Annotated in this window: 18 protein-coding genes; 17 read left to right on the forward strand and 1 reads right to left on the reverse strand. The window is 68.6% G+C overall.

The features are described from left to right. Nucleotides 1-9: 9 nt before the first annotated feature. The 9 genes from rpsH to map all read left to right on the forward strand — a co-directional run bounded on the left by rpsH (nucleotide 10) and on the right by map (nucleotide 5,732). The gene (gene rpsH, locus ACVJ1F_RS09355) at nucleotides 10-408 is read left to right on the forward strand and encodes a 30S ribosomal protein S8 (protein WP_043593344.1); all 399 of its coding nucleotides are present in this window, start codon (nucleotides 10-12) and stop codon (nucleotides 406-408) included. 6 nt (nucleotides 409-414) lie between these two features. Next, complete coding sequence (gene rplF, locus ACVJ1F_RS09360) at nucleotides 415-951, forward strand: 50S ribosomal protein L6 (RefSeq protein WP_043593343.1); 537 nt, start codon at nucleotides 415-417, stop codon at nucleotides 949-951. A gap of 2 nt (nucleotides 952-953) precedes the next feature. Next, nucleotides 954-1,325: a 50S ribosomal protein L18 gene (gene rplR / locus ACVJ1F_RS09365; RefSeq protein ID WP_043593341.1), complete on the forward strand. Its 372-nt coding sequence runs from the start codon at nucleotides 954-956 to the stop codon at nucleotides 1,323-1,325. After that, the gene (gene rpsE, locus ACVJ1F_RS09370) at nucleotides 1,322-2,062 is read left to right on the forward strand and encodes a 30S ribosomal protein S5 (RefSeq protein WP_043593339.1); all 741 of its coding nucleotides are present in this window, start codon (nucleotides 1,322-1,324) and stop codon (nucleotides 2,060-2,062) included. The genes rplR and rpsE overlap by 4 nt, the downstream gene beginning before the upstream one ends. After that, nucleotides 2,062-2,247: a 50S ribosomal protein L30 gene (rpmD, locus tag ACVJ1F_RS09375; RefSeq protein WP_043593338.1), complete on the forward strand. Its 186-nt coding sequence runs from the start codon at nucleotides 2,062-2,064 to the stop codon at nucleotides 2,245-2,247. Before rpsE ends, rpmD begins: the two co-directional genes overlap by 1 nt. Next, nucleotides 2,247-2,882, forward strand: a complete 636-nt coding sequence (gene rplO, locus ACVJ1F_RS09380) for a 50S ribosomal protein L15 (RefSeq protein WP_082460060.1) — start codon at nucleotides 2,247-2,249, stop codon at nucleotides 2,880-2,882. The genes rpmD and rplO overlap by 1 nt, the downstream gene beginning before the upstream one ends. A 72-nt stretch (nucleotides 2,883-2,954) precedes the next feature. Continuing rightward, entirely contained in the window at nucleotides 2,955-4,277 is a 1,323-nt protein-coding gene (gene secY, locus ACVJ1F_RS09385; RefSeq protein WP_043593336.1) for a preprotein translocase subunit SecY, read from the forward strand. Beyond that, nucleotides 4,274-4,894, forward strand: coding sequence for an adenylate kinase (locus ACVJ1F_RS09390; RefSeq protein WP_456885750.1), 621 nt, complete (start codon nucleotides 4,274-4,276; stop codon nucleotides 4,892-4,894). The genes secY and ACVJ1F_RS09390 overlap by 4 nt, the downstream gene beginning before the upstream one ends. 4 nt (nucleotides 4,895-4,898) lie before the next feature. Further along, on the forward strand, nucleotides 4,899-5,732 hold the full coding sequence (gene map, locus ACVJ1F_RS09395) for a type I methionyl aminopeptidase (protein ID WP_456885752.1): 834 nt from the start codon (nucleotides 4,899-4,901) through the stop codon (nucleotides 5,730-5,732). 49 nt (nucleotides 5,733-5,781) lie between these two features. On the opposite strand, the gene ACVJ1F_RS09400 is transcribed toward map, so the two are convergent. Further along, nucleotides 5,782-6,987: an LCP family protein gene (locus ACVJ1F_RS09400; RefSeq protein WP_456885754.1), complete on the reverse strand. Its 1,206-nt coding sequence runs from the start codon at nucleotides 6,985-6,987 to the stop codon at nucleotides 5,782-5,784. A gap of 299 nt (nucleotides 6,988-7,286) precedes the next feature. Here ACVJ1F_RS09400 and infA point away from each other — a divergent pair, with 299 nt between their 5' ends. From infA to ACVJ1F_RS09440, 8 genes are all read left to right on the forward strand, one after another. Then, complete coding sequence (gene infA, locus ACVJ1F_RS09405; protein ID WP_043593329.1) at nucleotides 7,287-7,508, forward strand: translation initiation factor IF-1; 222 nt, start codon at nucleotides 7,287-7,289, stop codon at nucleotides 7,506-7,508. A 68-nt stretch (nucleotides 7,509-7,576) separates the two neighbouring features. Continuing rightward, the gene (gene rpmJ, locus ACVJ1F_RS09410; RefSeq protein WP_043593327.1) at nucleotides 7,577-7,693 is read left to right on the forward strand and encodes a 50S ribosomal protein L36; all 117 of its coding nucleotides are present in this window, start codon (nucleotides 7,577-7,579) and stop codon (nucleotides 7,691-7,693) included. Nucleotides 7,694-7,883: 190 nt separating this feature from the next. Beyond that, the gene (rpsM, locus tag ACVJ1F_RS09415; protein ID WP_043593325.1) at nucleotides 7,884-8,258 is read left to right on the forward strand and encodes a 30S ribosomal protein S13; all 375 of its coding nucleotides are present in this window, start codon (nucleotides 7,884-7,886) and stop codon (nucleotides 8,256-8,258) included. A 45-nt stretch (nucleotides 8,259-8,303) separates the two neighbouring features. Continuing rightward, nucleotides 8,304-8,702, forward strand: a complete 399-nt coding sequence (gene rpsK / locus ACVJ1F_RS09420) for a 30S ribosomal protein S11 (RefSeq protein ID WP_043593323.1) — start codon at nucleotides 8,304-8,306, stop codon at nucleotides 8,700-8,702. A gap of 190 nt (nucleotides 8,703-8,892) precedes the next feature. Continuing rightward, on the forward strand, nucleotides 8,893-9,888 hold the full coding sequence (locus tag ACVJ1F_RS09425; protein ID WP_043593322.1) for a DNA-directed RNA polymerase subunit alpha: 996 nt from the start codon (nucleotides 8,893-8,895) through the stop codon (nucleotides 9,886-9,888). A gap of 48 nt (nucleotides 9,889-9,936) precedes the next feature. After that, entirely contained in the window at nucleotides 9,937-10,503 is a 567-nt protein-coding gene (rplQ, locus tag ACVJ1F_RS09430) for a 50S ribosomal protein L17 (RefSeq protein ID WP_043593320.1), read from the forward strand. A 198-nt stretch (nucleotides 10,504-10,701) separates the two neighbouring features. After that, a complete protein-coding gene (locus ACVJ1F_RS09435) occupies nucleotides 10,702-13,485 on the forward strand; it encodes an ExeM/NucH family extracellular endonuclease (RefSeq protein ID WP_456885758.1) in 2,784 nt (927 codons plus the stop codon). Between the two features lie 112 nt (nucleotides 13,486-13,597). Beyond that, nucleotides 13,598-14,497, forward strand: a complete 900-nt coding sequence (locus ACVJ1F_RS09440) for a tRNA pseudouridine synthase A (RefSeq protein ID WP_456885760.1) — start codon at nucleotides 13,598-13,600, stop codon at nucleotides 14,495-14,497. Nucleotides 14,498-14,628: the final 131 nt, after the last annotated feature.

A 14,628-nucleotide genomic window follows, 5' to 3' on the forward strand; every position in this document is an offset into this window, starting at 1 on the left:
ACAAACCGCATGACGATGACAGATCCGGTCGCAGACCTGCTGACCAGACTGCGCAACGCGAACTCGGCTTTCCACGAGACCGTGTCGCTCCCGAGCAGCAAGCTCAAGTCCCACATCGCCGAGATCCTCAAGCGCGAGGGTTTCATCGAGTCGTGGAAGGTCGAAGACGCCCGCGTCGGCCAGACCCTCACGATCGACCTCAAGTACGGCCCCGCCCGTGAGCGCTCCATCAAGGGCATCAAGCGCGTGTCGAAGCCCGGCCTCCGCGTCTACGCCAAGTCGACCGAGATCCCCCAGGTGCTCGGTGGCCTCGGTGTCGCCATCCTGTCGACTTCCTCCGGTCTGTTGACCGACCGTGAGGCCCAGAAGAAGGGCGTAGGCGGAGAAGTCCTCGCCTACGTGTGGTAACTCGTCATGTCTCGAATCGGAAGACTCCCCATCTCGATCCCTGCCGGGGTCGACGTGAAGATCGACGGCCAGGCCGTCAGCGTCAAGGGCCCCAAGGGTGAGCTGTCGCTCGTCGTCAAGAGCCCCATCGAAGCCAAGATCGAAGAAGGCACGGTCGTCGTGACCCGTCCGGACGACGAGCGCGAGTCGCGTTCGCTCCACGGCCTAACGCGCACCCTGATCGCCAACCAGATCATCGGCGTCACCGAGGGCTACACCAAGGGCCTCGAAGTCGTCGGAACCGGTTACCGCGTCCAGGCCAAGGGCTCGAACGTCGAGTTCGCCCTGGGCTACTCGCACCCCATCACCGTCGAGCCGCCCGCGGGCATCAGCTTCACGGTCGAGGGCAACAATAAGCTCACCGTCGTCGGGATCGACAAGCAGGCCGTCGGCGAGATGGCTGCCAACATCCGCAAGCTGCGCAAGCCCGAGCCCTACAAGGGCAAGGGTGTCCGCTACGCCGGCGAGGTCGTCCGCCGCAAGGCCGGAAAGTCAGGTAAGTAATCATGGGTCTCGGTACACGAGGAAAAAGCAAGTCGGCTGCCACCAAGCGCCGTCACACCCGCCTGCGCAAGAAGGTCGTGGGCACCGAAGAGCGTCCCCGTCTCGTCGTCACCCGTTCGGCCCGGCACGTGTTCGTGCAGGTCGTCGACGACAGCAAGGGCTTCACCGTCGCCAGCGCATCGACCCTCGAGGCCGACCTGCGCACGTTCGACGGTGACAAGACCGCGAAGTCCCGCAAGGTCGGCGAGCTCGTCGCCGAACGTGCGAAGGCTGCGGGCATCGAGGCCGTCGTGTTCGATCGCGGCGGCAACAAGTACGCCGGACGCGTCGCGGCCATCGCCGAAGGCGCCCGAGAGGCTGGTTTGAACCTGTGAGCGACGCTACTAACACCACTCCCCCCGCAGAGACCGAAGCGACCAAGGCGCCGGCTGAGGCCGTCGTCGAGCGTCCCGTCGAGACCGCTGCCGGCTCGGAGTCGAACAACCGCGAGGGTGGTCGCACCGACCGCCGTGGCGGCCAGGGTCGCGGTGACCGCAACCAGGGTGGCCGCGGACGCGGCGACCGTGACGACAAGAGCCAGTTCCTGGAGCGCGTCGTCACGATCAACCGCGTGTCGAAGGTCGTCAAGGGCGGTCGTCGCTTCAGCTTCACCGCACTCGTCGTCGTCGGCGACGGCAACGGCCTGGTCGGTGTCGGCTACGGCAAGGCCCGCGAGGTCCCCACGGCCATCAGCAAGGGCGTCGAAGAGGCCAAGAAGAACTTCTTCCGCGTCCCGCGCATCGGCAACACGATCCCGCACCCCGTGCAGGGTGAGGCCGCTGCAGGCGTCGTCATGCTGCGTCCGGCCTCGGCCGGTACCGGTGTCATCGCCGGTGGTCCCGTCCGCGCCGTGCTCGAGTGCGCCGGCGTGCACGACGTCCTGAGCAAGTCGCTCGGTTCGTCGAACACGATCAACATCGTCCACGCCACGGTCGAGGCGTTGCAGCAGCTCGAAGAGCCGCGCGCCGTCGCCGCCCGTCGTGGACTCGACATCGACGCTGTCATGCCGGCCTTCATGGTCCGTGCCGAGCAGGCAGCCCGTACCGCCGCGACCGAGAAGGCAGGTGCCTGATGGCCGCCAACCTCAAGGTGACCCAGATCAAGTCCGTAATCAGCGAGAAGCAGAACCAGCGTGACACGCTGCGGAGCCTGGGCCTCAAGCGCATCGGCCAGTCGGTCGTTCGCGAGGACACCAAGCAGAACCGCGGCTACGTCAACACGGTCGCCCACCTCGTGAAGGTCGAGGAGATTGACTAATGGCTGACGAGAAGAACGAGGCCGCCGCGAAGGCCGCCCCGAAGAAGGCCGCCGCCCCCAAGGCGACGACCACCAAGGCAGCAGCTCCCAAGGCTGCCGCCAAGAAGCCCGCAGCCGACAAGGCCGCTGCTTCGACGGGTTCGACCACCAAGGCCGCTCCCGCCTCGACGACGTCCTCCGACGACGTCGCGCGTCCCCAGGTGCTCAAGGTGCACCACCTTCGTCCGGCTCCCGGTGCCAAGAAGGCGAAGACGCGCGTCGGCCGTGGTGAGGGCTCGAAGGGTAAGACGGCCGGTCGTGGCACCAAGGGTCAGAAGGCCCGGTACCAGGTCAAGGTCGGATTCGAGGGTGGCCAGATGCCGCTCCACATGCGTACTCCGAAGCTGCGCGGGTTCAAGAACCCGTTCCGCGTCGAGTACCAGGTGGTCAACCTCGAGAAGCTGAACGAGCTCTACCCGCAGGGTGGTGACGTCACCGTCGGTGACCTCGTCGCCAAGGGTGCCGTTCGGAAGAACGAGAAGGTCAAGGTCCTCGGACAGGGCGACCTGAGCGTCAAGCTCACCGTCGCGGTCGACAAGGTCTCCGGCTCCGCCGAGGACAAGATCGTCGCCGCCGGCGGGTCCGTCAGCAAGTAAAAATCACCTGAGGGGGTGGTCCGCCAGGGCCACCCCCATCAGTCGTCTATCCTTCATACCGGGAGGCCCCACGTGTTCAGAGCTGTCGCGCGCATCATGCGCACCCCCGACCTGCGTCGCAAGATCGGGTTCACGCTCGGCATCATCGCGCTCTTCCGGTTGGGGAGCTTCATCCCCGCGCCGTTCGTCGACTACCAGAACGTGCAGGCCTGTCTCGCGGGCAACCAGGGCACCTCGGGTCTCTACGAGCTCGTCAACCTGTTCAGCGGCGGCGCTCTGCTGCAGCTGTCCGTGTTCGCGTTGGGCATCATGCCCTACATCACCTCGTCGATCATCGTGCAGTTGCTGCGCGTGGTCATCCCCCACTTCGACACCCTCTACAAAGAGGGCCAGTCCGGGCAGGCGAAGCTCACGCAGTACACGCGGTACCTCACCATCGCTCTCGGTGTCCTCCAGTCGACGACGCTCATCACCGTGGCCCGCTCGGGTGCCCTGTTCGGTTCGTCCGGCATCGCGGAGTGCAGCCAGCTGATCACGAACGACGCCTGGTACGCCGTCATGCTCATGGTCGTCACGATGACCGCCGGTACCGGCCTCATCATGTGGATGGGCGAACTCATCACCGAGCGCGGCATCGGCAACGGCATGTCGCTGCTGATCTTCACCTCGATCGCCGCCCGCTTCCCGACGGCCCTCTGGAGCATCGCGCAGTCGCGCAGCTTCGAGATCTTCCTGCTCGTCATCGCGGTCGGACTGATCATCATGGCGCTCGTGGTCTTCGTCGAGCAGTCCCAACGGCGGATCCCCGTCCAGTACGCCAAACGCATGGTCGGTCGGCGCACGTACGGTGGCAACAACACGTACATCCCGATCAAGGTCAACATGGCCGGCGTCGTGCCGGTCATCTTCGCCTCGTCGCTGCTCTACCTCCCGGCCCTCGTCGCCCAGTTCAACCAACCCTCCGACGGAACGGCTCCGCCCGCCTGGGTCAGCTGGGTGCAGGCCAACCTCACCTCGGGCGACAACCCGCTCTACATGGTGCTGTACTTCGCCCTCATCGTCGGGTTCACCTACTTCTACGTCGCGATCACCTTCAACCCCGAAGAGGTCGCCGACAACATGAAGAAGTACGGCGGGTTCATCCCGGGCATCCGGGCCGGTCGCCCCACGGCCGAGTACCTCGACTACGTGCTGACGCGTGTGACGCTGCCCGGTGCCCTGTACCTCGGCATCATCGCGCTCATCCCGCTGATCGCGTTGGCCACGGTCGGTGCGAACCAGAACTTCCCCTTCGGAGGCGCCAGCATCCTGATCATCGTGGGCGTCGGCCTCGAGACGGTCAAGCAGATCGACTCCCAGCTGCAGCAGCGTCACTACGAGGGCCTGCTCCGATGAGCGCCGCTGAGACCCGACTCAGCCCGCGCCTCCTCATCGTCGGTCCCCCCGGGGCCGGCAAGGGCACCCAGGCGGTCGCGATCGCCGAGTCGTTGGGCATCCCCGCGATCTCGACCGGTGACATCTTCCGCGCCAACGTCAAGAACGAGACCGAGCTCGGTCTCAAGGTCAAGGCGATCCTCGACGCGGGCGACTACGTACCGGACAGCCTCACCAACGAGCTCATCTCCGACCGGTTGTCGCAGGCCGATGCGAGCGAGGGCTTCCTCCTCGACGGGTACCCGCGCACGCTGCAGCAGGTCGAATTCCTCGACGAGCACCTCGCCGCGCAGGGGCAGTCCTTGACCACCGTCGTCCAGCTGGTCGCCGAGCGTGACGAGATCGTCGAGCGACTGCGCCGGCGAGCCGTCGACCAGGGTCGTTCCGACGACACCGAGGACGCCATCCGCCACCGCCAGGACGTCTACCTCCGCGAGACCGCACCCCTGATCGACACGTACCGAGATCGAGGCATCCTCGTCGAGGTCGACGGTCTGGGCAGCATCGATGAGGTCGCCGGGCGCATCGAGTCGGCCCTGGCCGCTCGTGGTTTCACGTCCGTCGCCCCGGCATCCTGACCTCGTGGCGTTCCGCCGCTCCGGCATCTACAAGACGGCCGACGAACTCCGACGTCTGATCGCGCCGGGGCTCCTGACGGCCGCGTCGCTCGACGCCGTCCAGTCCGCCGTTCGTCCCGGCGTGTCCACGCTCGAACTCGACGCCGTCGCCGAAGCCGTCATCCGAGACGGTGGGGGAGAACCCAACTTCATGTTGGTGCCCGGCTACCGCCACACGGTGTGTGCGTCGGTCGGTGACGAGGTCGTCCACGGCATCCCCGGTGCGCGCGTACTGGCGGCGGGGGACCTCGTCTCCGTCGACAGCGGAGCGCAACTCGACGGGTGGAACGGCGACAGCGCACGGAGTTTCGTCCTGGACGATGCCGACCGCCCTGACGTGGTGGCCGAGCGTCGTCGGTTGAACGAGGTCACCGAGCAGTCCCTCTGGCACGGCATCGCCGCGCTGGCGTCAGCCTCGCACCTCAACGAGGTGGGGGGCGCCATCGAGGACTACATCGACGGGCAGGGCGACTTCGGCATCATCGAGGACTACACCGGCCACGGCATCGGTCGTTCGATGCACGAGGACCCGCCGGTGTTCAACTACCGCGTCCGCGGACGTGGCCCCGCCGTCCGGCCAGGCCTTGTGATCGCCATCGAGCCCATGGTCACGTCGGGCGGAATCGACACCGTGACCCACGACGACGGGTGGACCGTCAGCACGCGCGACGGCTCGATGGCCGCGCACTGGGAGCACTCGATCGCGGTGCACGACGGCGGCATCTGGGTGCTCACGGCACAGGACGGCGGCGCTGCGGGTCTGTCTCCGCTGGGAGTGACACCCGTCCCGATCGCCTGACCCGCGCCTCCTCGGCTCACGCCGACGACGCGAGGAGGCGCGGTGCGGCTCAGCGGGACGAGCCGACGCTGCAGGTGGCCTCGGCCGCCGACTGGCCCGTGATGGTCGAGGGCAGCGTGGTCGTCGGCGCGTCCGTCGCGGCCGGGGCGGCCGGGGCGGCCGGCACGGAGGACCCCGACGTCGTGTCGGACGGCGCGGACGTCTCGCTCGGTGCGGCGGGGGGCGTGGTCGCGACCGGGGCCGTTCCGTCCGAGACGGAGCCACGTCCGGCGCTGTCGTCGCCGAGGGTGAACTTCTGGTCGGCGTTCAGGGCGGCGTTCAGGGCCGCGGCGTCGGTCGTGGACTGCACCACCCTGTTCGGGTCCCGCGGATCGTCGACGACCGGGTACTGGACGAAGACGATCCCCGCGGGCTGGATGTCCTTCAGCGCGAGGGCCAGGCGCACGAGCGTGTCGGGGGAGTCGAGGGTGGACGACAACGTCATGTTGCTCAGGGCGGCCGACGCGAGTTTGTAGAGAGTCGTCACGTCGCCGAGGGTGCCGCCCGAGATGATCTTGCGCATCATCGAGGACAGGAAGACCTGCTGCGAGCTGATGCGCGCGATGTCGCTTCCGTCGCCGACGCCGTGTCGGGTCCGCAGGAAGGCGAGGGCCTCGGCACCCTGCAGGGTGTGGGTGCCCGCGGTCAGGTCGATGCCCGAGTCGGTGTCCCGGATCGTCCGCGTGACGCAGACGTCGACCCCACCGATGGCGTTCGACATCTCGATGACGCCGTCGAAGGTGATCTTGCCGGCGTAGGGGATCGCCAGTCCGGTCATGCCCTCGACCGTCTTGACGGTGCACGAGAGGCCACCGCGTCCGAGGGTCGTGTTGAACTGCACGTAGTCCTCGGCCGGGTAAACCTGGCCGTCGTCGCCGACGCATTCGGGCACGTCGATCATCAGGTCGCGGGGGAAGCTCACGGCCGTCAGCTGGGTGTGGTCCGCCGAGAGGTGGGCCAGGATCGTCACGTCGTTGCGGATGCCGTCGACCTCGCCGGCGTCGACCTGGCTGCCGTCGTCGCGTTCGTCGCTGCCCACCAGCAGGATGTTGGCGCCGCCCTGGATGGCCGAGATGTCGACCCCGGCGACCTCGTCCTCGTTGCCGAGCGAGACGGTCTGCACGCCCGAGGTGGCGGAGCGGACCGCGATGGCCGCGACGGACACGCCGCTCACGAGCACGACGGCCATCGTCCCGGCGACGAGCCCCAGGAGCATGCGGGCAGGGCCGCGGCGGCGGAGTCGGCCGTGACGAGCGACCCCCCGAGGGGAGGAGGGGGTGGTCGAGCGGTCAGGCATGGTGCTCCCGGCAGTCGTGACGCGTACCCGACGAGACGACGGCCGAGGTGGGCGGCAGAGGTCGGCGGGTGCTCCGGCGTGTCGGGTTGACCAGCCGGGTTGCTGAACTATACCGGCATCACCTAGGATCGACCTTTGGTGTTCCGTGTGCGTTTCTGCGCGCCTGGGCATCGCATCCCCGCACGACCAACACCCCTATTCTTAGCGACAGTGAGGCTATGGCCAAAAAAGACGGTGTCATCGAAATCGAAGGCGCAGTGATCGAAGCTCTGCCCAACGCGATGTTCCGCGTTGAGTTGACCAACGGACACAGGGTCCTCGCGCACATCTCCGGCAAGATGCGGCAGCACTACATCCGCATCCTGCCCGAAGACCGTGTGATCGTGGAGCTCAGCCCCTACGACCTGACCCGCGGCCGGATCGTCTACCGCTACAAGTAGGGCGTGCTGGAAAGGAACGGCCCCACGCACCCGTGGGGCACGAAGCCAGCGAGATCAAGGAATCAGCAATGAAGGTCAACCCCAGCGTCAAGCCCATCTGCGAGCACTGCAAGGTCATCCGCCGCAAGGGCAACGTCATGGTCATCTGCAAGAGCAACCCGCGCCACAAGCAGCGTCAGGGCTGACTCGTCCGTCGCTCCGGCGACGTGCCGATGCCGACCCGGCCGAGCCGGGTCACACAGCAACACCCTCCCAGCAGCACCAGAACTCGTCACGGAAGCCCGACAGGGTGGACGGAGGCGGGGGACACCCCGGGTCGGAGGCCCGGGCACCGGTGCTGTGACAGACCTCCACCATCTCTGAAAAGAGGCCATCATGGCACGTCTAGCAGGCGTTGACATCCCGCGCGACAAGCGCGTCGAAGTCGCACTGACCTACATCTACGGAGTCGGCCGCACCAGCGCGCTCAAGACTCTCGCCGAGACCGAGATCGACGGCAACATCCGCGTCAAGGACCTCACGGACGACCAGCTCGTCCTGCTCCGCGACTACATCGAGGGCAACTACAAGGTCGAGGGTGACCTCCGCCGCGAGGTGGCCGCCGACATCCGCCGCAAGGTCGAGATCGGTAGCTACGAGGGCATCCGCCACCGCCGCGGCCTCCCCGTCCGCGGCCAGCGCACCAAGACGAACGCTCGTACCCGCAAGGGCCCGAAGCGCACCGTCGCCGGCAAGAAGAAGGCTCGATAGGCCTCGGCTCCCGCCGTACGCCCCTCAAGGTTGTAGGAGAAAAAATTGGCAGCACCGAAGACGGCCGCGCGTAAGCCCCGCCGCAAAGAGAAGAAGAACGTCGCCGTGGGCCAGGCCCACATCAAGAGCACGTTCAACAACACGATCGTCTCGATCACCGACCCCTCGGGCGCCGTCCTGAGCTGGGCCTCGTCCGGCGCCGTCGGCTTCAAGGGCTCGCGCAAGTCGACCCCGTTCGCCGCGCAGCTCGCCGCCGAGTCCGCCGCCCGCCAGGCGCAGGAGCACGGTGTCAAGAAGGTCGACGTCTTCGTCAAGGGCCCGGGTTCGGGTCGCGAGACGGCGATCCGCTCGCTCCAGGCCGCAGGCCTCGAGGTCGGTTCGATCAACGACGTCACCCCCCAGGCGCACAACGGCTGCCGCCCGCCGAAGCGTCGTCGCGTCTAACTGAGTTACCGCCCGCCGTGCCCGATGGGCCCCGTCACCGGGGTCCGTCGGGTACGGCGGGCTCCCCCGCGTCAGCACCGCCTCCCGCGTGTTCGCCCGAGGTGCCCACAACTCAACAGACCCGACGGGCCAGCCACCTGTCGTACCGCCAAGAGTCATATAGCGGACTCTTCGCCGAAAGGATTAAACAGTGCTCATTGCACAGCGCCCCACCCTCACCGAGGAGAACATCTCGGAGTTCCGCTCCCGCTTCGTGATCGAGCCCCTCGAGCCAGGCTTCGGTTACACCCTCGGCAACTCGCTGCGCCGCACGCTTCTCTCGTCGATCCCCGGCGCTGCTGTCACCAGCATCCGCATCGACGGTGTGCTGCACGAGTTCACGACCGTCCCCGGAGTGAAAGAGGACGTCACCGAGGTCATCCTCAACATCAAGCAGCTGGTCGTCGCCAGCGAGCACGACGAGCCCATCACGGCCTACCTGCGCAAGCAGGGTGCGGGTCAGGTCACGGCCGCCGACATCTCGGCTCCGGCCGGCGTCGAGATCCACAACCCCGAGCTCGTCATCGCCACGCTGAACGACAAGGCGAAGTTCGAGCTCGAGCTCACGATCGAGCGTGGCCGTGGTTACGTGTCGGCCGTGCAGAACCGCAGCGAGTTCAGCGAAGCCGGTCAGATCCCGATCGACTCGATCTACTCGCCCGTGCTCAAGGTCACCTACCGCGTCGAGGCGACGCGTGCCGGTGAGCGCACCGACTTCGACCGCCTGGTCGTCGACGTCGAGTCGAAGCCGTCGATCTCGCCCCGTGACGCCATCGCCTCGGCCGGTCGCACGCTGACCGAGCTGTTCGGCCTCGCCCGCGAGCTGAACACCGCCGCCGAGGGCATCGAGATCGGCCCCGCGCCGGTCGACGCCGTCCTGTCGAGCGAGCTGCAGACCCCGATCGAGGACCTCGACCTGTCGGTCCGCAGCTACAACTGCCTGAAGCGCGAGGGCATCAACACGGTGTCCGAGCTGGTCGCCCTGTCCGAGACCCAGTTGATGAACATCCGCAACTTCGGTCAGAAGTCGGTCGACGAGGTGAAGGACAAGCTCGTCGAGCTCGGCCTCTCGCTCAAGGACACGGTCCCCGGGTTCGACGGAGCCCACTTCTACAGCGGTTACGACGAAGAAGAGACCACCAACTAGGTCTCTCCGCCCGACGCCCTCCACTCTCGACTCACTTAGGAACAGACAATGCCCAAGCCCACCAAGGGACCCCGCCTCGGAGGCGGCCCGGCGCACGAGCGCCTCATGCTGGCCAACCTGGCCGCCTCGCTCTTCGAGCACAAGACGATCAAGACGACCGAGACCAAGGCCAAGCGCCTCCGTCCCGTCGCCGAGCGTCTCGTGACCTTCGCGAAGCGTGGCGACCTGCACTCGCGTCGTCGCGCCATGCAGACCCTGCGCAACAACAAAGAGGCCGCCCACATCCTCTTCACCGAGATCGCCCCGCTGGTCGAGAACCGTGACGGCGGCTACACCCGCATCACGAAGCTCGGCTTCCGCAAGGGTGACAACGCGTCGATGGTGTCCATCGAGCTCGTCCTCGAGCCCGTGAGCCCCAAGGTCAAGAACTCGAAGACCACCGCCGCGGCGGCTCCGGTCGCCGAGCCCGTCGCCGAGGAGCCCACCGAGGCTCCCGTCGACGAGACCGAGACCGTCGAGGAGTCGGCTCCCGTCGAGACCGAGACCGAGACGGCTGCCGCCGACGAGGTCGAGGCCGACGCCGCTGCGAAGTCGGACGACGAAGCCGCCAAGTAGACCCACCAGCACCACCCGGAGGGCCCGTCACCGTGAGGTGACGGGCCCTTCGTCGTGCAGGGAGCAGGAGGGGGTCCGCACAAGAGAGGACTGGCCCCCCGGGCGGGGGTCGTTTACCTTGGCGATTGTTCTGCGACACCTGTGGTGCACCTGTGCCGCCTACGGTGACCGGAGCCCGACCCGATCACGAAGGACGTCATGTCGCCACGCCCCCGCCCACTCAAGGCCCTCGCCCTCACGACGGGCATGGCCCTCGCGCTCGGGCTCGCCCCTCTCGCGACCGCCGCGCCCGCCCTCGCCGCGCCCGACGGCTCGTCGGTGGTCATCAACGAGGCCTACCTCAAGGGAGGTAGCGCCAACGCTCCCTTCAACCGCAAGTTCGTCGAGCTGTACAACCCCACGACGGCGTCGGTGTCGCTGGCCGGCTGGTCCCTGCAGTACCGCTCGGCGACGGGCGCCGGGCAGTTCTCCGCCGCCGAACTCGCCGGCACCATCGCGGCCGGTGGCTACTTCCTCGTGGCGATCCCGGGCAACGGCACCACGGGCGCCGACCTGCCCGCCCCCGACGCGAGTGTCTCGCTCAACCCGAGCGGCACCACGGGAACGGTCCTGTTGTCGAACGGCGCCGTTCCGTTGACGCTCGCACCCGGTTCGGTCCCCGCCGGGACGCCGGGCGTGGTCGACCTGCTCGGCTACGGCGCCTCGAACACCTTCGAGACGACCGTCGCTCCCGTGACGGGAACGAACCCGACGCCCAATTCGTTGGCCCGCACCGCTGGTTTGGACACCGACGTCAACGCGGCCGACTTCTCGACGCAGACCACCGTCACCCCGCAGAACTCCGGCGGCACGGGCACCGACCCCGGTCCGGAGCCCGAGCCGCAGCCCGAGCCGACCCCCGAGGCCGACGTGACGGTCGCGCAGATCCAGGGTGCGACCGGCACGAGTCCTCTCGTCGGTCGCACGGTGACCACGCGGGGCGTCGTCACGGCCACCTACCCCACGGGCGGCCTCGACGGCTACGTCATCCAGACCCCGGGCACCGGAGGCGCACTCGACCTGGCGACGCACGTCGCGTCGGACGCGCTGTTCGTGTACTCCGCGAGCACCGCCTCCTCGGTCGCCGTCGGCGACTACGTCGAGGTGGACGGGACGGTCACCGAGTTCTTCGGCCTGACGCAGATCACCGTCACCGGTGCGTCGTCGCTCAGGACGCTCGACGCCTCGAGCGTGGTGGCGCCGCGGGCGGCGACCGTCGGCCTGCCCGCCACCGACGCCCAGCGTGAGACGCTCGAGAGCATGCTCGTGCTGCCCCAGGGCGAGTTCACCGTCGCGGACACCTACACGACGAACCAGTACGGCGAGGTCGAGCTCGCCTCGGGCGACCGGCCGCTGATCCAGCCCACCGAGGTCGCGCGCCCGGGCTCCCCGGGCTACGCGGCGGTGGTCGCCGACAATGCGGCCCGAGCCGTGACCCTCGACGACGGCGCCACGACGAACTTCTTCACCGCGGCCAACCAGTCGATCCCCGTCCCCTACCTCTCGAACGAGGACCCGGTCACGGTGGGCGCCTCCGTGGCGTTCACGAAGCCGGTCGTCTTCGACTTCCGCAACTCGGCCTGGAAGTACCAGCCGACCGCCCGCCTCACGGGTGACACGGCCTACGGCGACCTGCCCGTCACGTTCGAGGACATCCGGACCGACGCCCCGCGCGAGGTGGGAGGCGACCTGAAGCTCGCCAGCTTCAACGTGCTCAACTACTTCACGACGACGGGCGACCAGCTGCGCGGCTGCACGTTCTACACGGACCGCGCGGGTGCGCCGGTGACGGTGAACAGCGGCTGCGACGCTCGTGGTGCCGCGAACGCCGAGAACCTCGCCCGCCAGCAGGTGAAGATCGTCACGGCGATCACCGCCCTGGGCGCCGACGTCGTGTCGCTCGAGGAGATCGAGAACTCGGCCCGCTTCGGCGAGGACCGCGACTCCGCACTCGCGACCCTGGTCGGGGCGCTCAACGCCGCGGCCGGCAGCGAGGTCTGGGACTACGCGCGCTCACCGGAGGCGCTGCCCGCCAACGAGGACGTCATCCGTCTGGCCTTCATCTACAAGAAGGCCGTCGCCGAGCCCGTCGGAGGGTCGACGATCCTGACCGGATCGGCCGCGTTCAGCAACGCCCGGCAGCCGCTCGCGCAGGCCTTCCGGCCCGTCGGCGGTGACGCCGGCTCGACCTTCGTCGCGATCGCGAACCACTTCAAGTCGAAGGGCAGCGGTTCGGGCCCGGACGCCGACCAGGGTGACGGTCAGGGCGGTTCGAACGGCTCGCGCGTCAACCAGGCGAACGCCCTGGTCGCCTTCGCCGCCGAGCGTGAGGTCGCTGCGGGGACCGACAAGGTGTTCCTGCTCGGCGACTTCAACGCCTACAGCCAGGAGGACCCGATCGAGGTGCTCCGCCAGGCCGGCTACGTCGACCTCGGCTCGACCGGGACCGACGAGTACAGCTACGTCTTCAGCGGTCTCAGCGGGTCCCTCGACCACGTGCTCGCCTCGCCCGCCGCGGCCGAGGCCGTCACGGGCGTGGACATCTGGAACATCAACTCGGGTGAGGGCATCGGCCTCGAGTACAGCCGCTTCAACTACAACGCCGAGCAGCTGTACCAGCCCGACCAGTTCCGCTCGAGCGACCACGACCCGGTCGTCGTCGGGGTGTCGCTGCTCGCCGCTCCCGTCGACCCCGCCCCGCCGGTGACCGACCCGGGCGCGACGCCCGGAGCCGGAGCCGGAGCCGGAGCCGGAGCCGGTCCGACCGTGCCGGGTGCCGGTTCCGGGGCGGTCACCCCGGGCACGACCGCACCGACCGCGGACGGCTCGCTCGCCTTCACGGGTTCCGCGCCCCTGGCCGGGTGGCTGGCGCTGGCCCTGGTGCTGATGGCGATGGGTGGCACGGTCCTCGTGGTCCGGCACCGCGCCTCCCGCATGGGCTAGGCGGAGGCGCCCGACGGCGGTCGTGACCCGGGTGGCCGGGTCGCGGCCGCCGTCGTCGTCCACCCACCCGACAGGCCGAGGAGGCGCGGTGTCGGCCCCGTAGGATCGTCGGGTGACGATCGACGCCCCGGCCCTGACGCGCCTCCGCCTCGGGGTGGCGTACGACGGCACCGGCTTCTCGGGCTGGAGCGAACAACCCGGCCGCCGCACGGTGCAGGGCGAGATCGAGGCCGCTCTGCAGACGCTCTTCCGTCGGCTGGGGGACGTGCCGACCGTGACCGTGGCGGGTCGCACCGACGCCGGCGTGCACGCGCGCGGACAGGTGGTGCACCTCGACCTCACCGACGCCCAGATCGCCCAGCTGCAGAAGCCGCACCGCGGCATGCGCGACCAGTCCCCGCTCGACGCCCCGACCGTGCTGGCCCGGCGGCTGAACGGGCTCGCGGGCGCGTCCGACGAGATCGTGATCTCGGGTGCCCGGGTCGCGCCTCCGGGTTTCCACGCCCGCTTCGGCGCCCTCTGGCGCCGGTACGAGTACCGCATCGCCGACCGGGGGGCCGAACGCGACCCGACGAGGCGCAGCCACACCCTCTGGTACGACCAACGCCTCGACCTCGATCTGATGAACGCGACGGCGTCCGGCCTGCTCGGCCTGCACGACTGGGCCGCGTACTGCCGTCACCGCGACTACGCGACCACCATCCGCGAGCTGCAGGAGTTCTCGTGGAGGCGCGAGGCCGACGGCGTGCTCGTCGCCTCGGTGCAGGCGGACGCGTTCTGCCACAACCTCGTGCGCAACCTCGTGGGCGCCTGCGTCGCCGTCGGCGAGGGGGCGATGGAGGCGCATCGTGCGGTGGGCGTGCGGCGCGAGGCCCAGCGCAACGGCGAGTTCCGGGTCGTGCCCGCCCACGGACTCACGATGGTCGAGGTCGGCTACCCGCCCGACGCCGAGATGGCCGCCCGGGTGGCCCTGACGCAGGTGAAGCGGTCGCACGATCAGCTGGGGGAGTGACCCCCGGGGCGAGGCGGGCGATGGTTGACCGTCCGGCCCGTGTCGGGTAACGTGAACCCTTGGTGTCTGCGCAACTGCGCGCTTTCGCCCGAAGTTGAGCCCTCCACCTGACTCGTTCTCATCGCCTCTGC

This window comes from Frigoribacterium sp. 2355 (assembly GCF_054060695.1).

Bases quoted from the DNA above. Each gene is read 5' to 3' on its own strand.
- rpsH (WP_043593344.1), top strand. From the start codon at position 10: ATGACGATGACAGATCCGGTCGCAGACCTGCTGACCAGACTGCGCAAC.
- rplF (WP_043593343.1), top strand. From the start codon at position 415: ATGTCTCGAATCGGAAGACTCCCCATCTCGATCCCTGCCGGGGTCGAC.
- rplR (WP_043593341.1), top strand. From the start codon at position 954: ATGGGTCTCGGTACACGAGGAAAAAGCAAGTCGGCTGCCACCAAGCGC.
- rpmD (WP_043593338.1), top strand. From the start codon at position 2,062: ATGGCCGCCAACCTCAAGGTGACCCAGATCAAGTCCGTAATCAGCGAG.
- rplO (WP_082460060.1), top strand. From the start codon at position 2,247: ATGGCTGACGAGAAGAACGAGGCCGCCGCGAAGGCCGCCCCGAAGAAG.
- ACVJ1F_RS09390 (WP_456885750.1), top strand. From the start codon at position 4,274: ATGAGCGCCGCTGAGACCCGACTCAGCCCGCGCCTCCTCATCGTCGGT.
- ACVJ1F_RS09400 (WP_456885754.1), bottom strand. From the start codon at position 6,987: ATGCTCCTGGGGCTCGTCGCCGGGACGATGGCCGTCGTGCTCGTGAGC.
- infA (WP_043593329.1), top strand. From the start codon at position 7,287: ATGGCCAAAAAAGACGGTGTCATCGAAATCGAAGGCGCAGTGATCGAA.
- rpmJ (WP_043593327.1), top strand. From the start codon at position 7,577: ATGAAGGTCAACCCCAGCGTCAAGCCCATCTGCGAGCACTGCAAGGTC.
- rpsM (WP_043593325.1), top strand. From the start codon at position 7,884: ATGGCACGTCTAGCAGGCGTTGACATCCCGCGCGACAAGCGCGTCGAA.
- rplQ (WP_043593320.1), top strand. From the start codon at position 9,937: ATGCCCAAGCCCACCAAGGGACCCCGCCTCGGAGGCGGCCCGGCGCAC.
- ACVJ1F_RS09435 (WP_456885758.1), top strand. From the start codon at position 10,702: ATGTCGCCACGCCCCCGCCCACTCAAGGCCCTCGCCCTCACGACGGGC.